19 protein-coding genes are annotated in these 20562 nt (G+C 40.4%); 1 reads left to right on the top strand and 18 read right to left on the bottom strand.

The window, feature by feature from the left end; translation table 11 throughout:
* Positions 1–106 precede the first annotated feature (106 nt).
* From mfd to metG, 18 genes are all read right to left on the bottom strand, one after another.
* Positions 107–3646 carry a transcription-repair coupling factor gene (gene mfd, locus ACNJYY_RS00315; protein WP_416730151.1) on the bottom strand — a complete coding sequence of 1180 codons (3540 nt, stop codon included), beginning with the start codon at positions 3644–3646 and terminating at the stop codon, positions 107–109.
* A 378-nt stretch (positions 3647–4024) separates the two neighbouring features.
* On the bottom strand, positions 4025–4255 hold the full coding sequence (locus ACNJYY_RS00310) for an anti-sigma-F factor Fin family protein (protein ID WP_066390519.1): 231 nt from the start codon (positions 4253–4255) through the stop codon (positions 4025–4027).
* A gap of 64 nt (positions 4256–4319) precedes the next feature.
* On the bottom strand, positions 4320–4880 hold the full coding sequence (gene pth / locus ACNJYY_RS00305) for an aminoacyl-tRNA hydrolase (RefSeq protein WP_416730150.1): 561 nt from the start codon (positions 4878–4880) through the stop codon (positions 4320–4322).
* A gap of 109 nt (positions 4881–4989) precedes the next feature.
* A complete protein-coding gene (locus tag ACNJYY_RS00300; RefSeq protein WP_416730149.1) occupies positions 4990–5634 on the bottom strand; it encodes a 50S ribosomal protein L25/general stress protein Ctc in 645 nt (214 codons plus the stop codon).
* Between the two features lie 333 nt (positions 5635–5967).
* On the bottom strand, positions 5968–6918 hold the full coding sequence (locus ACNJYY_RS00295) for a ribose-phosphate diphosphokinase (RefSeq protein WP_066390512.1): 951 nt from the start codon (positions 6916–6918) through the stop codon (positions 5968–5970).
* A 30-nt stretch (positions 6919–6948) separates the two neighbouring features.
* Positions 6949–8328, bottom strand: coding sequence for a bifunctional UDP-N-acetylglucosamine diphosphorylase/glucosamine-1-phosphate N-acetyltransferase GlmU (gene glmU / locus ACNJYY_RS00290; protein ID WP_416730148.1), 1380 nt, complete (start codon positions 8326–8328; stop codon positions 6949–6951).
* A 248-nt stretch (positions 8329–8576) separates the two neighbouring features.
* A complete protein-coding gene (spoVG, locus tag ACNJYY_RS00285) occupies positions 8577–8867 on the bottom strand; it encodes a septation regulator SpoVG (protein WP_066238133.1) in 291 nt (96 codons plus the stop codon).
* Between the two features lie 340 nt (positions 8868–9207).
* On the bottom strand, positions 9208–9585 hold the full coding sequence (locus ACNJYY_RS00280) for a RidA family protein (protein ID WP_416730147.1): 378 nt from the start codon (positions 9583–9585) through the stop codon (positions 9208–9210).
* Positions 9582–10412, bottom strand: a complete 831-nt coding sequence (gene purR, locus ACNJYY_RS00275) for a pur operon repressor (protein WP_416730146.1) — start codon at positions 10410–10412, stop codon at positions 9582–9584. Before purR ends, ACNJYY_RS00280 begins: the two co-directional genes overlap by 4 nt.
* Positions 10413–10472: 60 nt before the next feature.
* The gene (ispE, locus tag ACNJYY_RS00270; protein WP_416731774.1) at positions 10473–11336 is read right to left on the bottom strand and encodes a 4-(cytidine 5'-diphospho)-2-C-methyl-D-erythritol kinase; all 864 of its coding nucleotides are present in this window, start codon (positions 11334–11336) and stop codon (positions 10473–10475) included.
* A 143-nt stretch (positions 11337–11479) separates the two neighbouring features.
* Positions 11480–11662 carry a small, acid-soluble spore protein, alpha/beta type gene (locus ACNJYY_RS00265; protein ID WP_416730145.1) on the bottom strand — a complete coding sequence of 61 codons (183 nt, stop codon included), beginning with the start codon at positions 11660–11662 and terminating at the stop codon, positions 11480–11482.
* Between the two features lie 132 nt (positions 11663–11794).
* Entirely contained in the window at positions 11795–12055 is a 261-nt protein-coding gene (veg, locus tag ACNJYY_RS00260) for a biofilm formation stimulator Veg (protein ID WP_066238125.1), read from the bottom strand.
* A gap of 316 nt (positions 12056–12371) precedes the next feature.
* On the bottom strand, positions 12372–13238 hold the full coding sequence (yabG, locus tag ACNJYY_RS00255; RefSeq protein WP_416730144.1) for a sporulation peptidase YabG: 867 nt from the start codon (positions 13236–13238) through the stop codon (positions 12372–12374).
* Positions 13239–13325: 87 nt separating this feature from the next.
* On the bottom strand, positions 13326–14201 hold the full coding sequence (gene rsmA, locus ACNJYY_RS00250) for a 16S rRNA (adenine(1518)-N(6)/adenine(1519)-N(6))-dimethyltransferase RsmA (protein ID WP_197223299.1): 876 nt from the start codon (positions 14199–14201) through the stop codon (positions 13326–13328).
* A 6-nt stretch (positions 14202–14207) separates the two neighbouring features.
* Positions 14208–14771, bottom strand: coding sequence for a ribonuclease M5 (gene rnmV, locus ACNJYY_RS00245; protein ID WP_416730143.1), 564 nt, complete (start codon positions 14769–14771; stop codon positions 14208–14210).
* Positions 14772–14962: 191 nt separating this feature from the next.
* A complete protein-coding gene (locus ACNJYY_RS00240) occupies positions 14963–16180 on the bottom strand; it encodes a ubiquitin-like domain-containing protein (RefSeq protein WP_416730142.1) in 1218 nt (405 codons plus the stop codon).
* A gap of 215 nt (positions 16181–16395) precedes the next feature.
* Positions 16396–17163, bottom strand: a complete 768-nt coding sequence (locus tag ACNJYY_RS00235) for a TatD family hydrolase (protein WP_191755347.1) — start codon at positions 17161–17163, stop codon at positions 16396–16398.
* 184 nt (positions 17164–17347) lie between these two features.
* Positions 17348–19309 (bottom strand): methionine--tRNA ligase, encoded by a 1962-nt coding sequence (metG, locus tag ACNJYY_RS00230; protein ID WP_416730141.1) that lies wholly within the window; start codon positions 19307–19309, stop codon positions 17348–17350.
* A gap of 710 nt (positions 19310–20019) precedes the next feature.
* Here metG and ACNJYY_RS00225 point away from each other — a divergent pair.
* The gene (locus ACNJYY_RS00225; protein ID WP_066238107.1) at positions 20020–20304 is read left to right on the top strand and encodes an AbrB/MazE/SpoVT family DNA-binding domain-containing protein; all 285 of its coding nucleotides are present in this window, start codon (positions 20020–20022) and stop codon (positions 20302–20304) included.
* Positions 20305–20562: the final 258 nt, after the last annotated feature.

The following is a 20562-nucleotide window of genomic DNA, read 5'->3' as shown; positions in this document are numbered from 1 at the left end:
CATTGATGTAACAAAATGGTTCCTTCACTGAAAGAATGTTCCATTTCCTAGGTTTATTATTTGTTACATCTCCTGTTCTATTCACGAAAGAGAGGGTTATTATAATTTATGGTGTATTTGTTGTCTTTTCTTTCCTAGCATGCTTCATTTCTTTTAGGAAAAGGTCGATCTGCTTCAACAGATCTAAATCTTTTACTCGTTTTCGGTTAATAATCACTTTCATGAGATTACCCTGCATGCCAAGATTTACATGTCGGCCGATCTTATTGGCAATATCGAACATCTTTCCGCCATCAAGCAATGAAGTGGTCTTCTCATTTAGAATCATGTTCACCGTATCCTGCTTCTGTTCGATCAGCTTAACGCCTTCTCGTTTTGCACGGAGTTTAATGCCCGCTACTAAAAGCAAGCATTCGACTTCTACGGGATAGTCACCGAAACGGTCGATAAATTCCTCTTGCAAGTCGGATATATCTTTTAAAGCTTTTGCTGCACGCACATGTTTGTACATCTCGATCTTTTGCTTTTCATCACCAATATAATTCGTCGGAATGTAAGCATCCACCTCAATGTTCAGGTCAACGTCTTCTTCCACTTCTTTCGGCTTGTTGCCTTTTCTTTCTTGAATCGCTTCTTCAAGCATCTGCGAGTATAGATCGAAACCTACCGAGTCGATAAATCCATGTTGCTGGGCACCTAGAAGGTTACCCGCACCACGAATGGAAAGATCTCGCATCGCGATCTTAAACCCAGATCCCAACTCGGTAAATTCTTTAATAGCCTGCAGACGTTTTTCCGCAACTTCTGTTAGTACTTTATCCCGTTGATACGTAAAATACGCGTAAGCGACACGGTTAGAACGCCCAACACGGCCTCTTAACTGATAAAGCTGCGAAAGTCCCATCTTATCCGCATCGTACACGATTAATGTATTAACGTTAGGAATGTCCACACCTGTCTCGATGATCGTCGTAGATACTAACACATCATAGTTTCCTTCTAAGAACTCCAGCATGACACTTTCCAGCTCGTTCTCAGACATCTGACCGTGAGCATAGGCAACACGGCAATCTGGAACAAGCATCGAGATTTGCTCTGCCATTCGTTCGATCGAATCCACTCGGTTGTATAAGAAATACACCTGCCCGCCGCGACCCATCTCCCTTTCGATCGCTTCTCGAACTAGAGAACCATTATAATCCATCACATATGTTTGAACCGGGAAACGATTCTCAGGCGGTGTTTCAATAACCGATAGATCACGAACACCCAGCATCGACATGTGGAGTGTACGCGGAATAGGCGTTGCCGTTAATGTAAGTACATCCACGTTTGATTTTAGTGTTTTGATTTTTTCTTTGTGCGTAACGCCGAAACGCTGCTCTTCATCAATGATGAGCAAGCCTAGATCTTTATATTGAACATCTTTAGAGAGCAGGCGGTGTGTGCCGATTGCGATATCGACCGTACCTGCTTTTAAGCCTTTAAGCACTTCGTTTTGCTCTTTTTTAGATCGAAAACGACTTAAGCTTCCGATCGTGATCGGAAACTCGGAAAACCGCTCACGAAATGTTTCAAAATGCTGTTGAGCTAAGATTGTAGTAGGGACAAGGAACGCTACTTGTTTACCGTCCATAATCGCCTTAAACGCTGCACGAATGGCCACTTCCGTTTTTCCGTAACCTACATCTCCACAAAGAAGACGATCCATCGGACGGATGCTCTCCATGTCTTTTTTGATCTCTTCGATGGCACGAAGCTGATCGTCCGTTTCTTGGTAAGGAAAACTTCCCTCAAACTCACTCTGTTCAGCACCATCTTCAGCGAAAGCGTATCCTCTGCTCGCTTCACGCTCTGCATAAAGTTTGATGAGGTCATCTGCAATATCTTGAACCGAAGACTTAACCCTGCTCTTCACTTTCTTCCAATCACTGCCGCCAAGAGAGTAAATCTTAGGTTCTTTGCCTTCAGAGCCTACATATTTTTGAACTTGGTCGATCTGTTCAACCGGCACATAAAGCTTATCGTTTCCGGAATATTTAATATGCAGATAATCTTTATGAACCCCTTTGATCTCAAGCGTTTCGATTCCTAAGTATTTACCGATCCCGTGATTCACGTGAACGACATAATCGCCAACTTTTAATTCTGAGTAGCTCTTGATTCGCTCTGCGTTCGTCATCTTCTGTTTTCTTGCAGGACGTTTTGCTTTTTTCGTAAATACTTCTTCTTCTGTGATTACAACGAGCTTTTGCTTAACAGATTCAAACCCGCTTCCAAGATCTCCAAGTAAGATCTGACTCGTTTTCGGCTGAATGTTCTGGTCTGCTCCAATAATACCTGCATCCATCTCATAATCTGCAAGTACGCGTTCAAGCCGGGTTGCACGCTCTTTGTTCATCGCAATAAAAACGATCGCAAATCCAAGCTTTTTCCAACGATCCATCTCACCTTTTAATACATTCATCTGACCGTGGAAATTCTGCATGCTCTTGCATTCTACGTTCAGAATATTTTGAGGCTGTGTGTGCGGCACATGTCTTAAGAACAGAGATAGATAGATAATAGGAAACGCCTTCTTATCACCAAGCAATCCATTCGTATCTGGCGAGATCGCAAGGTCCTGTACCAGCTCTCCATGTTCAAGAAGTGCGGTCTGCCATTCTGCTTCTTCTTTATCTAGCTGTTGACTCGTTTCCTGAATACGGCCGATCTCATCCATTACCACTAAGCTATTAGGTGATATGTATTGCAGAAGACTCGCCGGTTCATCGTAAAAGAGGGATGCGTATTTATACATGCTTTGAAACTGCTGCTTTTCGCGCAATCTTCCTGTTTCATAGCTGATATTTTCAACGAGTGTTTCTTTAAGTGCATCATCTTTGATATTTTTTAAGGTAGAGGCTAACTTCGCATCTATGCGATCTGCAGCGCTGTTATAATGTTCATCAAAAAGAATAAGTTCTTCAGCTGGTGCAATGGAAATTGTCTTTACCTTATCCTGTGAACGCTGTGTTTCTGCTTCAAAATATCGAATAGAGTCGATCTCTGTATCAAAAAGCTCAATTCGAACAGGGTTCTTTTCAGTAAGCGGATAAATATCTATAATTCCACCACGAACACTAAATTCTCCCGGTGTTTGAACCATCGATGAACGTTCATAACCCATCGCAACTAATTTTTTTAAGACTTCGTCTGAATCGATATCTTCACCTACCTGAAAAGAAAGACCAGCTTTTTCCCAGACTTCAACAGGTGGCAAGTATCGTCTTAACCCCGCAACAGGCGTAATGATTACACCCTTAAAAGATCGACTCAGCTGATTTAAAGCCTCGATTCTTTGGCTTTTTAATTCAGGACTCGATATGGCCATCTCAGATGAGATCAGATCATTTACAGGATATAAATAAACTTCATCTTCAGATAAAAGAGAAGTTAGATCTTCATATAGTTTTTGTGCTTGAAACAGATTATGGGTCACGACGAGCTGAGGTTTTCCTGTATTCTCGTGAAGACTGCTGATAAGCATCGTTCGGGCAGAGCCTGAAAGACCAGCGACGAGTTGTTCTTTCAGTCCTCCATTGATGCCATCCATTATTGATTTAAAGTCTTCTCCCTGACTAAAATATTTTTTCAATCCAAGCATTTCTTACTCCCCCTCTCACAAGAGCTAGTCATTGGTTCTATTGCTTTTGTAAGTAGTTGATCTCCGTTCCAGGTACTCGCTTTCCGGGGGGCGTGCGGTGAGCCACTTTGCGCTTTGCACGGGTAAGTGTCTCACCTGTCCCTCCTTTATGCTCCTTGCTCCTGCGTCTACAAGTTAAGGCTAGAGGAGTAAGCTTCCTCGTCGCATGCCTTGCGAGATGTTCTTCAGGTGGTAGGCACGCACCTTGCACTACAATCAATTTACAATGATGATACAAAAGCAAAATCTAATCAAAAAATATTTAATAACGCTTAATTTAAACATTTAAACAGAAAAAGGCTTTGGCCCGCTTAGATAGGCTGTGGCCAAAGCATTACCTTATTGAATAAAGGATTTCAGTGTGTGATACTCTGGATTTCGTTCTAGCGTATCCTGACAATCCTCACATGTCGTTGTAACTTCTATATCTCCATTCTCTTTATAGGAGAGTAATTCCTGCCGTTCTTCGTTACTTAATGTTTCAAATCCAAGTTGTGCCGCATTCACAGTATGGTGGTCAATCGTACCAACGTGTGTTTTACAATGCCTGCACCGGTAATGAATAGCCATGCACAGTCCCCTTTCGGTTAGCATTATACTAACCATTATGAGCGGAACATGTGTAATCTATTCTTTAGCCGTTAAACTTATTCATAACTTTATCAAACGATGTGTCTAGAAAAGCTTCACACGCTTTCACAGATCGATCGATACCATGTTCGATATCTATAGATTCCTCTTTAGAAAAACGATTTAATACGAAGTCTGGAACTGGCTGTTGGTTCGTAGGACGTCCGATACCAAATCGGATTCTTTTAAATTCTTGCGTACCAAGGTGAGCGATCATGGATTTTATTCCGTTATGCCCTCCTGCGCTTCCCTTTGTGCGAAGTCTTAATTTTCCTGGAACCGTATCGAGATCATCGTACACGACGATCATGTCTTCTAATGGGATCTGAAAATAATCCATGAAAGGGCCTATACATTCTCCAGATAAATTCATATACGTTAACGGTTTTAATAAGAAGACCTTCTCACCCTTAACTACACCTGTTCCGTAAATTCCTTTGAACTTTGTTTGCTGCAGGGGGATGTTTAAGGAGTCTGATAATGTATCGATGACTTCAAAACCTATATTATGCCGGGTACCATCAAAACGAGATCCTGGATTCCCGAGCCCTATAAACAATTTCACTCTATGTTCACCTTACCTTCAATTGTCTTATAAACATTATACACAATTGGGATAACAGAATAAAAACGCAGCGGTCGCTGCGTTTTTATATTCATTCATTCTATTCGTCTTACTTTTCTTCTTCTTGACTGTCATCAGCAACAGATTCAGAGGATTCTGGTGCATCTCCTTCTGCATCCGCTTCTTCGTCCGTTTCTTCATCTTGAAGTTTTGGAGGTGTTACACTCGCAATTACTTCGTCTTCCTCGTGAAGAATCTCGTATTTTTTACCAGTTGGCAAGTCCTTAACTGATAAGGAATCCCCTATATTTAATTCTTCAACAGAAGCTTCTAATTGTTCTGGGAAGTCCGCAGGTAATGCTTTAACGTTTACTGTTGCAAGTACACGTTGCAATACTCCGCCTTCTTTAACTCCAACAGATTCACCAGTTAGGACAACAGGCACCTCTGCTTCTGTTTCTTTATTTAAGTCAATTGCTAGAAAATCTACGTGCGTAACAGAATTTTTCAAAGGATGAACTTGCATATCCTGTACCATGACAGAATAATCTTTTCCATCCACTTTTAATTTAAGTACGCCATTCTTGCCTACTTCTCTGTAAGCTTTAATAAATTCAGGCTCATCAACGGATAAAGAAACAGATTTAGTTCCATAACCATAAAGGTTCGCAGGGAACTGTCCTTTACTTCTTAATTCCGTTAAGATCGAACGTTTGTCTGTATTTCTTTTTTCGACTGTTAGATTCGTTGCCATAATGAGATCCACCTTTCCTATTTCGAGTCTCTTTAAAGCATTACCCGAACTGAAAGATTTTAAAACGTGAAGTTAGAAATCGATTTAGCAAGCACTTCTTAAGCGAAAGTTAATCAGTGTTTTCCTTGTTGCTCTTGAAAGTAGTTGATTTCCGTTTCAGGTGCTCGCTTTCCGGGGGGGCGTGCGGTGAGCCTCTTAGCGCTTTGCGCTGTTAAGAGTCTCACCTGTCCCGCTGATCCCCCAGGAGTCTCGCACCTTCCACTTCAATCAATTCCAAAGATGAGAGTAAAAAAATCTCAAATGCAAAAATCTCTATAGAAGAGCTTTATAATCTTAATCAAACAATTTAGATACAGATAGTTGCTCGTGAACGCGAATGATTGCTTCTCCTAATAAAGGAGCTACAGAAAGCTGTGTTACTTTATCAATCTTCTTCTCTTCAGGAAGAACGATCGTGTTTGTAACAACTAGCTCTTTAATAGAAGAGTTCTGGATACGATCCATCGCAGGGCCTGATAGAACAGGGTGCGTACAGCATGCATAAACTTCTTTCGCGCCGTTTTCTACAAGTGCATTAGCTGCTAGAGTAATCGTTCCAGCCGTATCGATAATATCATCGATTAAGATCGCTGTTTTTCCTTCAATGTTACCAACGATATTCATAACTTCAGATACGTTCGGGCGAGGGCGACGCTTATCAATGATAGCGATTGGTGCCTTTAAGCGATCAGCCATCTTTCTTGCTCTCGTAACTCCGCCATGATCAGGCGATACGATTACGATATCATCTAATTCTTTGTTTGCAAAATAATTTGCTAAGATCGGCACACCAAGTAATTGGTCAACTGGGATGTCGAAGAAGCCTTGAATTTGAGTCGCATGAAGATCGATCGCAATAACACGAGTTGCACCAGCAGTTTCAAGCAGGTTAGCTACAAGTTTAGCTGTGATCGGCTCACGTGCACGTGCTTTGCGGTCCTGACGCGCATAGCCATAGTAAGGCATTACTACGTTAATCGTTTTTGCAGAGGCACGCTTTAGTGCATCAATCATGATTAAAAGTTCCATTAAGTGTTGGTTAACGGGATCACTTGTAGATTGAATAACATAAACTTCACAGCCACGAATACTTTCTTCAATATTAATCTGAATTTCCCCGTCACTAAACTTTGTAACTGAACTTTCTCCAAGCTCAATTCCAATGTGCTGAGCAATCTCCTTTGATAATTCCTTGTTAGAATTTAACGTGAAAACTTTCAATGTAGGATCTACATACGTACTCATTGATGGCTCCATCCTTCCCCACTCTTAAAATTATTGGTTTTGTTTTTCGTTTAGCTTTTGAACATAGTTTTCTTTAACAGTTTGACGCGATCTCGCGATAGATAATGACTCAGCAGGAACATCATTTGTTATTGTTGAGCCAGCTGCAACATAAGCATTCTTTCCGACAGTAACCGGAGCAATCAAGTTAGAGTTACAGCCAATAAACGCTCCATCTTCAACCTTTGTTAAAAACTTGTTCTTACCATCGTAATTCACTGTGATAGATCCGCAGCCTAGGTTAACATCTTTTCCGATCTCAGCATCACCGATATAGCTAAGATGAGACGCTTTACTTCCTGAACTCATCACAGATTTTTTTATTTCTACAAAGTTTCCGATCTTTACGTTGTTCTCAAGAACGGACTTCGGACGGATGTGAGCAAATGGACCGATTGCCGTCAGATCTCCAACTTCACTGTCGTGAATAACAGATTGACGGATCGTGTTTCCATTTCCAATAACACTATCTTTGATCTCAGATTGAGGACCAATAATGTTTTCTTCTCCTATTTTCGTTTGCCCTAAGATAACTGTCCCAGGATAGATGACCGTATCGCTTCCGATTTCTGCATCATCTGAAATATAGGTTTGATCAGGATCGATCAGCGTAACACCATTTCTCATATGGCGTTCGTTAATTCGTTTCTTCATATAACGTTCAGCTTGCGATAATGCTACTCGGTCATTTACACCTAATGTTTCATTAAAATCAGGTGTTTGATAAGCAGCTATAACTTCGCCAGCATTTTTTAAAATCTCTATAACATCAGGCAAATAATATTCGCCTTGTACGTTTTCGTTATTAACTTGTTTAAGCGCATCAAACAACGCCTTATTATCAAAGCAGTAAGTCCCTGTATTGATCTCAGTTACTTTACGCTCTTCTTCAGACGCATCTTTGTGTTCTACATTGCGCTCAACCGTCCCTTCACTGTTACGGATAATACGCCCGTATCCAGTAGGATCCTCAGCTTTAGCAGTAAGGATTGTTGCTTTTGCACCGAGAGACTCATGTTCTGCAATGAGCTTTTCCATTGTTTCCGATGTAATAAGAGGTGTATCACCACAAACAACAAGTGTGATTCCTTCTTTATTTGCTAGGGCGTTTTCAGCTTGCATAACAGCATGTGCAGTACCAAGCTGCTCTTCTTGAAGCACGTACTGAACGTCAGAGCCCAATTGATCTTGAACTTTTTCAGCACCATGGCCGACAACAGCCACCAGCTGTTTCATTTGAAGAGAGTTGATCTGATCAACCACATGTTGAACCATCGGTTTCCCACAAACAGGATGTAACACTTTATATAATTTGGATTTCATCCTTGTTCCTTGACCCGCAGCAAGAATGACCGCATAGCGATTTGTCATTGTGAACCTCCATCCATTTTCCTAAATCTTATATATTTCTTAACATACCATTACGAATATATCTTAAACACGTAGTCATTTCAAGAAGTGACGCGGGATTGTCAATGGTTTGATAAATTTTATTGAAAAATGAGGTGATTTTTTAATAGGTAAGGGGTATATATAGGAAGGTTCTCTCTTATGAGGAAAAAAGAGCAAATAAAAAGAACCCAATCATTCTGACTAGGCTCTAAATTCTTATTGAGATATTAAGAAGCTCCTGCTTCTTCTAAAGCAGACTCCATCTCTCCCATACGGTGATATTCTGTTAACACCGCGTTTTGGATCTTCTCACGTGTACTAGACGTGATTGGATGCGCGATATCACGGAACTCTCCATCTGGTGTTCGTTTGCTTGGCATAGCCACGAACATTCCATTATTGCCATCAATTACTCTAATATCATGAATAACAAATTCATGATCGATTGTAATGGAGGCAATCGCTTTCATACGACCTTCTGTATTTACACGGCGTAATCTTACGTCAGTCACTTCCATTCACAAACACCACCTTTTTCCAAAATAAGAACGTAATACTACAATTCTGCAGCTTTTTACAAAATCCTTCTTGGAATAATAAAAATTTTTAAAAAATTTGCGACGTCCTTCCCCGCCTAGTATTTTAGATTCTTTTTGAGCGAAATTATTACCCGTTCATCGTTCAAGTAAGCCACGAAGAAATTTGCTACAGGATTTACTTAGAGCGAAATTTAATTTATACCAATTGGGGTATAAATGACCATGATTCAACATAATTAATCAATCCTAGAATTTTAGAAATACTCCCGCGAATTGTTTTACCATTTGAAGAGCAAAAAAAAATAAGCCCTAGAAGGACTTATTTTGTAAGTGCGATAACTTCGATTTCTACTTTTGCATCTTTTGGAAGTCTTGCAACCTCTACACAAGAGCGTGCTGGTTTATGTTCGTTGAAATATTCTGCATACACTTCATTAATATCAGCAAACTCGTTCATGTCGCTAATAAATACCGTTGCTTTTACGACTTGATCAAGCGAAGATCCTGCTTCTTTCAAGACCGCTTGCAGGTTTTGAAAAACTTGATGAGTCTGTTCCTTCACATCTCCATCTATCATGACGCCTTCTTTTGTAAGAGGAATCTGACCTGAACTGAAGAATAACTGGTCGATTGTGATTCCTTGAGAATAAGGGCCGATTGTTGCTGGTGCTTCTTCTGTATGAATTTTTTTCATCATTGTTGACCTCCGTTTAGAAAGTAGTTGCCTTTTTCCACTTCGATGCGATTTTCTTTTTCGTTCACTTGTGCAAGCCGTGCAATGGAAACATAATCATCTACAAGTCTCTCTGAAACTTCTTGAGCCTCAACGAGAACACCGATACCTTCAATGTGTGCTTGAAACTCTTCGATCAAGCTGATCATTCCCTTGATCGTTCCGCCGGCTTTCATAAAGTCATCGATGATGAGTACACGTGACCCCTGTTTGATACTTCTTCTTGCAAGAGCCATCGTCTGTATACGTTTAGTTGAACCCGACACATAGTTAATACTTACGGTAGACCCTTCTGTTACTCTGCTGTTGCTTCGTACAACGACGACAGGAACGTTTAGATGTGTCGCTACTGCGTATGCAAGCGGGATACCTTTTGTTGCGATCGTCATCACTACATCAATTTTCCGCGATGAGAAAGCAGATGCGAACAGCCTTCCGATCTGGTTCACTAATCTTGGGTTTCCGATGATATCTGTGACGTACAAATAGCCTCCAGGCAAGATACGGCTAGGGTCTTCAAGCAGCTCAACGAGTTCTTTTACCGTTTCTTCCGCTTCTGCTTGATCTATGCCTGGAATATATTTAACGCCGCCGGCTGCACCTGGAACCGTTTGAACATGGCCTAAACCGTGCTGTTCAAAATGTTCTTTAATGATAGCCAGGTCTTCACTTATCGATGATTTGGCCGATTCGTACCGTTCTACAAAATAAGATAAAGGGATGAGTTGATGGGGATGGTGAAGAAGGTAACCTGTTAAATCTACCATTCTTCCGCTTCTTTTTAATTTCATATTATCCTCCAAAACCGAATGTTTGAAGATAATATACCATTTTTATACGGATTTTATCAATCATTCCCCTAATAAACGAACAGCATAAACTTCGTGACAAAAGCCTCTTAAACCGTTATACACTCTTTGAAGCCGGGATTCGTGCTGAAACAGACCGAAAACAGTTGGTCCGCTTCCACTCATAAGCACAGCATCTGCTCCAAGGCGCATCATCTGCTCTTTAATATGTTTTACTTCTGGATACATCTTGAGCGTAACCGATTCTAAAACATTTCCTAGAAGGCTGCAGATCTTATCGTAATCTTTTTCCTCGATGGCTTTTACCATCCCTTCTACATCAGGATGCTTAACGCCTTGAAGCCTTAAGTTTCGATACACTTCACCTGTAGAAACTCCGATCGGCGGTTTAGCTAAGAGGACCCAACAAGGAGGAGGCGACGAGATATGATGAATCTTTTCCCCTCTTCCCGTCGCTAAAGCTGTTCCTCCGTACACGCAAAAAGAAACGTCTGAACCGATCTTCGCACCCAGCTCAGCCAATTCATCCAATGACAGGCCAAGTCCCCAGAGTTCATTAAGTCCTTTTAATGTAGCTGCCGCATCACTGCTTCCGCCCGCTAGTCCGGCTGCAACAGGGATGTGCTTAGATATATGTATATAAACACCTTTTGTAATGTTAAATGTTTTCTTTAAAAGCAATGCTGCTTGAAAGGCTAGATTTCGTTCATCAAGTGGAACAAAGCCACCGGAACTTTCGATCTTAATCTCGTCCGCCTCTAATAAAGTTAGTTCGATCCGATCAGCCAGATCTACCGTCGTCATTACCATAGCCACTTCATGAAATCCGTCTTCTCTTTTACGCAACGCATCGAGAGACAGATTAATTTTTGCTGGAGCTTTAATGGATACTTTATTAATTGTCATCATTATCCCTGCCTACCATCTTGCACAATTTTGATATTTTTAATAGTAACACAGTATGTGGCGTGAAATATAGAAAAAATCAAACCTTCCCTGTAGAGAAAAACCGGAGACGCGATTGGCCTCCGGCTAGAACTACCGCATATTTATCTGTTTCCGCTGTTAAAGCGTTGTTCAGCGATCTCTAGAGCCCGTTTTACCATATTGCCTGCGTCTTTAGAGCGAATTCCACCCCAGCCTTCACGCTGAACAGTATCATAAAAGCCAAGTTCTTTTGCGATCTCTGTTTTTAACCCTTCAGACATCATGCCATTTTTTGTTCGTCCCATAAGAAAACCCCTTTCATATGCGATACATCATAGTATCTCCAAAAGGGGTTTTATCTTACGTGATGGTGCTGATTATATGTATTTATTATGCCGACCACAACCAGCAAGTAAAAAAAATAGCAGTAAAGACTCTTACTGCCCGATTGCTGCTTGTGTATCTTCTAAGAATGTAAGTTCTACTGTTTCTGTGAGTACATCCGCGTAACTATAAGAAACACGTTCAAAAGCGTTGGTGTCCTGATCTAATTTGATAATAAAAACTGCCGGGTATGTTTCTTCTAATGTTCCAAGTCGTTCGATCGTTTTACGTCGACCGCCGTTCGCACGCAAAGAAAGTCTTCTACCCACGTTGGACTCTAAAGAGCGTCTAATGTCCACTATTGTTTTACCCATTTTAGGCTCCACCTCACTTAGACAAATTATAACACAAATCGTGTTTTTTTGTCAAATTAAAATTTTCATTATAGCAAGCAAAGCATTTTCATGTCAATGACCAAATATCCTTTTTTTGCTTTTTTTAGTATGCCAAATTTCCTGTACATTATGTATAAAATGAATATTTCTTACAAATAATTGTTTAATTCGGGCACTTTTGATATAAATTTCTTTCATTCATCTTTTTTTGGTACGACAAAAAACGCGTTAACTATAGGAGTTTACAGTGAGATCCTAACGCAAAAACCCCGGAGAAATCCGGAGTTTTTTTGCGTTATGGTTTTGATTTAATCGGCATTCCTGTTCTTAGGAATCCCTTTGTCTCAACCCCGCCTAATCCTTCTTTACCTGTTAAGGTGTTGCGGAGGACGTCCATAACGTTTACGCGGTCCATAAAAGACGTCAAACTGATCTTTGAGACAATATAGACCGGATCGAGCGCATGGATATTTATACGAGCAGGTGAGCTTGCAAAATTAGAGCCTACTTTTATTAAAGATTCAAAATGGGACTGACAGGCACCTGCAAAAATCATTAAATGGTCGAGATGTGTATATTTTCTTCTAACTTCACGAACGGTTCTAACGAAATATTTTGTATGACGATACGCATTCACATCTGTCACATCGCCTTTTGATTTCATATAGGCATCGTGACCCGTTATTACAAGAATATCAGGTCTCACCTCATCTACAAGCGCAGGAACTTTCTCAGGCATTTCTGATTCCTTCATATGAATGCCATACACAGGCACTCCTAGCTTCTTATAAAGCTCCAAGCATTTATTTAAGTATAAAGGGTCTCCGTCAATATGAAGCACTCTACCAGGAAGTTCAAAGTATGATTGATCATATTGATATCCATTCGTTGATAAATACTCACGCTTTTGCCTTAATAAATAATAGTCCTGCCTAAATAGTTTTAATGAAGACTCTTCTTTTTCTTTTTCGACTTGCCTATGTTCAGACATATGCTTGTCATCAACGACGAATAAGTCATCGATAGGAGCATCTGCCCAGAGTCTTAGCTCTTCTCCAGCGAGTTCAGCAATGGTCCGATCCTCACTGAATCCTACAACCCGAAATAGTAAATCTCGTTTGTAAGAGTTTCTGCTTACAATTGATCCAATCTCTAGTTTCATTTTACTCCCCCTATTCGGAGTAACAAGCTCCATAGCTCCCTCTGTTCCTTTTATAAGGTTATGTGAGAGATGGGGGAAAAATGAGGTTTATTTTACAAGAGGTAAAAGAGCATCAGCTAATTTTCCGAATTCCTCGATAGAAAGGGTTTCTCCACGACGTTTAGGATCGATATCGATCGATTCTAGTATCGTTTGAAGCTCTTCTTTCTTATCTTTTGGTACGAGCTGGCTTGTTAGGTTGTTCCAAAGTGTCTTTCTTCGTTGTGCAAATGATGATCTTACAACAGTAAAGAAGAAGTCTTCATCCTTAACTGAAACTGCCGGTTCTTTTCGAAGTGTCAGCTTGATGACAGATGAATCAACATTTGGAGCTGGAACAAATACTGTTTTAGGCACCTTGATCATCGTCTCGGCTGTTGCGTAATATTGGATCGCAATAGAGAGCGAGTTGTAATCCTTCGTACCAGGTGAAGCTGCAAGACGGTCCGCAACCTCTTTTTGAATCATACATACGATGCCTCGAATCGGAAGCTTATCTTGAAGAAGTTTCATTATAATTGGTGTTGTGACGTAATAGGGCAAGTTCGCGACAACCATGAGATCTTGTCCTTCTTCAAAGTGTTCTTTAATAACAGCGTGTATATCCGCCTTTAAGACATCACTATGGATAACATCCACATGTGGATAAGGAGCTAGCGTTTCTTCTAATATAGGTAGAAGGCGTTGATCAATTTCAAACGCTACCGCTTTTTTCGATGATCTTGCAATAAATTCCGTTAATGCTCCAATTCCAGGACCAATTTCAATGACGCCTGAATCCTCTGTTAAATCTGCTGCATTTACGATATTGTTTAAGATATTACGATCGATCAGGAAATTTTGACCCAGGCTCTTTTTAAACGTAAAGCCATGCTTTTCCAGTATGGCTTTCGTCGATTGCGGAGTCGATATATCTTTTCTCATATGCTTTTATTCCTCCTCATTGCTATAAAGCGCCTTTAACGCCTGCTCAAATTCTACTGGTGTGACTCTGAACATATTAAGACGTTTATGTAATTGTTTTGCATTCATATAACCCAAACGCAGCTCTCTTCCGATCACTTCACGTCTATGTTTTGAATCAGGGCCGCCCGTTAGTCCTGCAGCCATCAGGTCGTCCCATGTGATCAACTCATCCTCTGATTCTAATAGTTCTTCTCTAACATGTTCGAGGGCTTCGATTATTGCTTCTCGCGACGCATGCTCAACGCCTACACCCTTGTCACCTTTCGCAATGGCATCAGATTTTTCTAAGTAAGCGTGTTTACAGCCTGGCACATGCTCCGAAATGATCTCTCGAATTCTCTTGCCCGGAAAATCCGGATCAGTAAAAACAATAATCCCTCGAGTCTCATGTGCTCTTTTGATGCGGTTTAGCGTATCTATGCTAATTTCTGAACCATTTGTTTCTATTGTATCTGCTAATACAGATCGTTTTATAGCAAGCGTATCGCTTTTTCCTTCAACTACAATAATTTCTTTGATTTTTTTCATGATTTCCTCCAAAACGGTGAAACCTTTTTAGGTATTGCAACGTCTAATGTATTGAACGACAAAACATCTTTTACTAGTATACCCCAGGCGTCAAGAAAGTCTAGGTCTTCAGAGTAATGAGAATCGTTTTGCGATCTCGTTGTCCCCGCGCACAAAAAAAGCACAGGGATTTTTTCCCCATGCTCTTAATATTAATTAATGATGCGAATTTTAACTGATTTTCTTCCCCAAGACACTGCTTGTGACTGTGAAGAAAAGAATACGTCAATCTTATTACCTTTAATTGCTCCCCCAGTATCTGAAGCAATGGCATATCCATATCCTTCAACATACACTTTAGAGCCAAGTGGAATCACACTAGGATCGACTGCGATAACTTTCGCATTTGGATTTGACTTTAAGTTAAACCCAGTAGCCGTAATCCCTGAGCAACCATCACAATTAGCTGTATAAGCTGTACTTGTTACCGTTATTTCTCGACCGCCAGAGCTGCTTGAAGCAGATTGGCTACGAGATACAACAGGCTGAGGTTTTGGCTGTGGCTTTGCTTTAGTTCCAACAGCAACAATTTTATCTGAGCTATCTGATAACGTTTTTTCGCTGATCAGTTTTCTGGAAACCTCTTTCCCATTTTCCATAACCACTTCAAAGCGCTTTTCACGTTTACCTTTTGTTCCATCTTGCACGACACGCTCTTTACCTTTTGTTAATCCGCTGTCTTTACGGTTAACAACAGCAAACGGTGTTTCTTCTTCCACTACATCGGTGACCTTTTCTACTCGGATGACTTCAACCTGTGTTTTGCCAGTAATTTTATCTGACTTAGCAGGTGATACTCGATCAATTTCACCTAAAGATACCTTTTGTTGCTTCAAAAGGTCAGCGACGGTAGTCGAAGTGGTCCAAACTTGCTGAGCTTTTCCGCCTACAACAAGCTTAACCGGGAATGCTGATTCGATCTGGATCTTACCTTGATCCTTAATATCAGCAGTCAGATTTGGCTTAATAGAATCATGCTCTTTTAACGTTAGCTGCTGTTCTTGGACGAATTGTTCAACAGTCTTCGCTGTCGTCCATATCGTTTTTTCCTTGCCGTTCGCGGTAAGGTTGATTTCTTTTGCTTGTAAATAATCGATCTTCATGTTGTCAGTTACCTTGGCATCAAGACCTGGTTTAACTGAATCATGTTGATTTATCTTTATGTTTTGTTCGCTTAATAGCTCTCTAACTGTGTTAGCATGCGTGTTCACTTCTGTTTTCTTTCCGTCTTGGATTAGCGTTACATTAGCTTTCGTAGTTTCATAACCTACGAACCCACAAGTTACGGCTAAAACGAAAAGAGCAACGATGGAAAGATAGACTTTCTTCTTTGTGAAACGTGAGAACAAAGCTGTAATATTCCTATTCATTCAATTTCCTCCCCTACAAGGACTGCATTATAAATATCTTTTTTCTCTCTGTCAAATCACCCTCCTTTTCGCCATGAATTGACCCAAGGCCATTATGAGCGGAAAAGAAGAAAAAAAGAAAGGAAAACCGTTTGACAAATTTCCTTTCTCTTTTGTCAATTCTTGAAAGATTAACGCGATATTTCTTATGCTTTGATAGTTTCCGACAACATTCCCTATCGGTTCATGTTAAAAATTCGGAACGCGTTGTCGGATGTTTTCTCTATGATGTCTTCAAGTGGAAGATCTTTTAATTCAGAAAGTGTTTCTGCAACATACTTTACATAAGATGGTTCATTTCTTTTTCCTCTTAACGGATGAGGACTTAAATATGGACAATCTGTTTCAATCAAGAGCCGGTCCAACGGAATTTCAGCAGCGACTTCCTTAACCTTTTTTGCATTCTTGAACGTTACTGGTCCACCAAAACTTATGTAAAAATTCATTTCCATACATTGACGTGCAACTTCGATACTCCCGCTATAGCAGTGCATGATACCGCCAACCTCATGGGCTTCTTCCTCTTTCAATATGTCTACAACATCTTGCGTTGCTTCACGGTTATGAATAACGATCGGAAGCTTTACCTTTTTAGCAAGTCGAATCTGGCGTCGGAAAACTTCTTTCTGAACATCGGCAGGCGACTTGTCCCAATGATAATCGAGTCCCATCTCGCCAAGGGCAACAACTTTTGGGTGTGCCGCTAGTTCCTCGATCCAATCCAGATCTTCATCCGTCATGTCGATCGCATCCACTGGATGCCAACCTACACAAGCATAGATAAAGTCGTATTGCTCTGCCAGCTGCATGGCACCTTTAATCGTTTCACGATCAAAACCAACAACAACAATATGTGTTACACCTTCATCTAACGCCCGCTGAATCACTTCTTCGCGATCTTCTTCAAACTGTGTTGCATTTAAATGTGCATGTGTGTCAAACATAGTGTACATCCTTTCAACTTTACAAATCTTATCACATTTTCCATTCATTCGGGTAACAGTAGCATTACAAGTTAGTTACAACGTAGGTTAAAAGACCTATTTTCAAGGGTGAAATTACAGGGAATCACTGCCAAATGAACTAAAAATGACAAAAAAGCGGGGAAATGCTCCCCGCTTTTTGTGTTTATTTTACTTTTGAGCCATTCGGAAGTGACGGGTCAACGGTAGCTAAAGTTAACTGGCCATCGGAAGATCCAGCTAGAATCATTCCTTGTGAAAGTTCACCGCGTAATTTAACTGGTTTCAAGTTTGTTACGCAGATCACTTTTTGACCGACAAGGTCTTCTGGTTTGTAATATTGCGCAATACCAGATACGACTTGGCGTTTTTCATAGCCTAAGTCCAACTGAAGCTTTAAGAGTTTATCTGCTTTCTTTACAGGTTCTGCTTCAAGAACAGTGGCTACTCGAAGGTCCACTTTCATGAAATCATCGATTGTAATTTCTGGTTTCTCGTCACTAGCCGGCACTTCTTCTTTCTTCGGTTCTTCTGCTACAGGAGCCGAAGAGCCGCCCATAGAATTTTTAATAAATTCTACTTCTACCTCTGTCTCTAAACGAGGGAAGATTGGGTCACCTTTTTCAACCTTCGTTTTCGCAGGGATCGCACCGAACTCTTTTAATGAATCCCATTCTGTAAGACTCTTGTCAGCAAGACCTAACTGACTCCAGATCTTCGCTGGGGTTTCTGTCATGAATGGCTGGATCAATACAGACACAATGCGGATCGACTCTGCTAAATGATACATAACGCTTCCGAGCTCACCTTTTTTTGCTTCGTCTTTCGCCAGCACCCACGGCTGAGTCTCATCAATATATTTGTTCGTACGGCTGACTAACTGCCAGATCGTTGAAAGCGCGATGGAGAACTCTAGTTTTTCCATAGCTTCTTCTGTTTTTCTTACTGTTTCTAATGCGAATTCTTGAAGTGTCCCGTCAAACTCAGTTACTTTTCCTTCATATGAAGGGATCTCTCCATCGAAGTATTTACCGATCATCGCAATCGTACGGTTCAGCAAGTTCCCAAGATCGTTTGCAAGATCAGCATTTAATCTATCTACAAAGCTTTCTGGAGTAAACACACCATCTGAACCAAACGGAACTTCACGTAGCAAGTAGTATCGAAGCGGATCTAATCCATAGCGATCGATCAGAACGTTAGGATCCACTACGTTTCCTTTGGACTTAGACATCTTGCCATCTTTCATTAAGAGCCATCCGTGTGCAATAACTTGTTTCGGTAAAGGCAGGTCCAGCGCCATCAACATGATCGGCCAATAGATCGTGTGGAAACGAACGATCTCTTTACTCATCAAGTGAACATCAGCCGGCCAATATTGTTTGAATTTCTCTTCGTTCTCACTGCCATATCCTAGTGCCGTAATATAGTTAGACAATGCATCGATCCATACGTAGATCACATGCTTCGGATTACCTGGCACTTTTACTCCCCAATCGAAAGAAGTACGTGATACAGCCAGATCTTCTAGACCAGGCTTGATAAAGTTGTTGATCATCTCACGCTTTCGTGACTCTGGGAAGATGAATGAAGGATTTTCTTCATAATAAGCTAATAAGCGATCTGCATATTTACTCATGCGGAAGAAGTAACTTTCTTCTTTAACTTTCTTCACTTCACGGCCACAATCTGGACACTTTCCATCTTCAAGCTGACGCTCTGTAAAGAACGATTCACAATCCGTACAATACCAACCTTCATATTCACTTAAATAGATGTCATCTTGATCAAGAAGCTGTTGAAAAATCTTTTCGACAGATTTCTTATGTCTTTCCTCTGTTGTACGGATGTAATCATCATAAGAGATGTCCATCTTTTTCCATAGCGCCTTAATATCATCAACGATACCGTCTACGTATTTAAGAGGATGAAGGCCTTGTTCGTTTGCTTTCTTTTGGATCTTCTCACCATGCTCATCCGTTCCTGTTAGATACATAACATCAAAACCTTTAAGACGCTTGTATCGAGCCATCGCATCTCCAGCTGTTGTTGTATAAGCATGACCGATATGAAGTTTGCCACTTGGGTAATAAATAGGTGTTGTAATATAGAATGTTGGTTTCGCCATTCTAGCCGCCTCCTCAAAATAATAACCTTATAGTAAAAGAAAACTTGGCTGACGCCAATCTTTCGCGTCAGCCTTAGTTGCGCTTATACTATTTAAACTTGTGCAACGTTTAAAAACATCGTACAAGCTAAACTTTTCAATAGTGGAAAAAAAGCCCCTCCATTCAGGGGCTATTTGTGTTTCTGTTAGGAAAAATCTAACTGTAACGGGAAATGTATCTTTTTACAATATTATAAGAAACTGTTTGCATTAGGACATAAAAGTAAAAAAGTAAGCGAAAGATTTCTATGTAAATACTTTCATTATTCTCTTTTCTTCCTTCAAAATATACCTAATGCATGGAAAGCGTGTCAAGGCATACTAGCCGATGGATGAAAAGGAAAATTGGATAGTATTTTTTCGTTGTTAGTTTTGTCGAAATTTGACGTATTATTTTAGCAATATTTCCAGTTAAAAATTTTCATCTTTTACACATTCTTGAATTTTTTATGACAATATATGAATATTTCTTCCAATTCAGGGTTTTGGAAGTATTATAATATGGGTATAGTCTAGTAAATTCAATGGTAAAAGACTATAAAATGTTTAAGTCAAAACTATTGACGACAATTGGAAATCTTGGTAAGATGTTCTCGTAGGATTTTGTCGAATTCTGACGATTTTAATAGATAGGGAAATCTTTTTATATATTTGAGAGGAGAGATTTTATTATGAAATCTACAGGAATTGTACGTAAGGTGGACGAACTAGGACGTGTCGTTATTCCAATCGAATTACGCCGTACTTTAGGAATTGCAGAGAAAGATGCTTTAGAAATTTACGTTGATGATGACCGTATCATCCTTAAGAAATACAAGCCAAACATGACTTGTGCAGTAACTGGTGAAGTTTCTGATGATAACTACACAGTTGCAGGCGGAAAGATCATCCTTAGCCGTGAAGGTGCTAAAGAGGTAATGGAAGAACTTCAAAAGCAACTTCAAACATCAAAATAAGCCTAATAAACAAGAGCCTTCGCTTTAGAAGGCTCTTTTCCTTTGTTTAAGTTATTCTTCGGTGCTTTTGGAAGTGGTTGATTTCCGTTTCAGGTGCTTCGCTTTCCGTGGCGCGTGCGGTGAGCCACTTCGTGCTTCTTCACACGGCTAAGTGTCTCACCTGTCCCGCTAATCCCCCAGGAATCTCGCACCTTACACTTCAATCAACTATTCAAAGAAGAAAAGAATTCTTAAAAAGATAAGGGCTTTAAGGTGTGA

This window comes from Fictibacillus tiangongensis (genome assembly GCF_048083785.1).
GTDB lineage: Bacteria > Bacillota > Bacilli > Bacillales > Fictibacillaceae > Fictibacillus.
Note: the sequence above shows the minus strand (reverse complement) of the source record. Positions and strands in the feature narration are given on the sequence as shown.

Coding starts and splice junctions, on each gene's coding strand:
- mfd (WP_416730151.1), bottom strand. CDS start 3,646: ATGCTTGGATTGAAAAAATATTTTAGTCAGGGAGAAGACTTTAAATCA.
- ACNJYY_RS00310 (WP_066390519.1), bottom strand. CDS start 4,255: ATGGCTATTCATTACCGGTGCAGGCATTGTAAAACACACGTTGGTACG.
- ACNJYY_RS00300 (WP_416730149.1), bottom strand. CDS start 5,634: ATGGCAACGAATCTAACAGTCGAAAAAAGAAATACAGACAAACGTTCG.
- ACNJYY_RS00295 (WP_066390512.1), bottom strand. CDS start 6,918: ATGAGTACGTATGTAGATCCTACATTGAAAGTTTTCACGTTAAATTCT.
- glmU (WP_416730148.1), bottom strand. CDS start 8,328: ATGACAAATCGCTATGCGGTCATTCTTGCTGCGGGTCAAGGAACAAGG.
- spoVG (WP_066238133.1), bottom strand. CDS start 8,867: ATGGAAGTGACTGACGTAAGATTACGCCGTGTAAATACAGAAGGTCGT.
- ACNJYY_RS00280 (WP_416730147.1), bottom strand. CDS start 9,585: ATGATGAAAAAAATTCATACAGAAGAAGCACCAGCAACAATCGGCCCT.
- purR (WP_416730146.1), bottom strand. CDS start 10,412: ATGAAATTAAAAAGAAGCGGAAGAATGGTAGATTTAACAGGTTACCTT.
- ispE (WP_416731774.1), bottom strand. CDS start 11,336: ATGACAATTAATAAAGTATCCATTAAAGCTCCAGCAAAAATTAATCTG.
- ACNJYY_RS00265 (WP_416730145.1), bottom strand. CDS start 11,662: ATGGGACGAACAAAAAATGGCATGATGTCTGAAGGGTTAAAAACAGAG.
- veg (WP_066238125.1), bottom strand. CDS start 12,055: ATGGGTAAAACAATAGTGGACATTAGACGCTCTTTAGAGTCCAACGTG.
- yabG (WP_416730144.1), bottom strand. CDS start 13,238: ATGAAACTAGAGATTGGATCAATTGTAAGCAGAAACTCTTACAAACGA.
- rsmA (WP_197223299.1), bottom strand. CDS start 14,201: ATGAGAAAAGATATATCGACTCCGCAATCGACGAAAGCCATACTGGAA.
- rnmV (WP_416730143.1), bottom strand. CDS start 14,771: ATGAAAAAAATCAAAGAAATTATTGTAGTTGAAGGAAAAAGCGATACG.
- ACNJYY_RS00240 (WP_416730142.1), bottom strand. CDS start 16,180: ATGAATAGGAATATTACAGCTTTGTTCTCACGTTTCACAAAGAAGAAA.
- ACNJYY_RS00235 (WP_191755347.1), bottom strand. CDS start 17,163: ATGTTTGACACACATGCACATTTAAATGCAACACAGTTTGAAGAAGAT.
- metG (WP_416730141.1), bottom strand. CDS start 19,309: ATGGCGAAACCAACATTCTATATTACAACACCTATTTATTACCCAAGT.
- ACNJYY_RS00225 (WP_066238107.1), top strand. CDS start 20,020: ATGAAATCTACAGGAATTGTACGTAAGGTGGACGAACTAGGACGTGTC.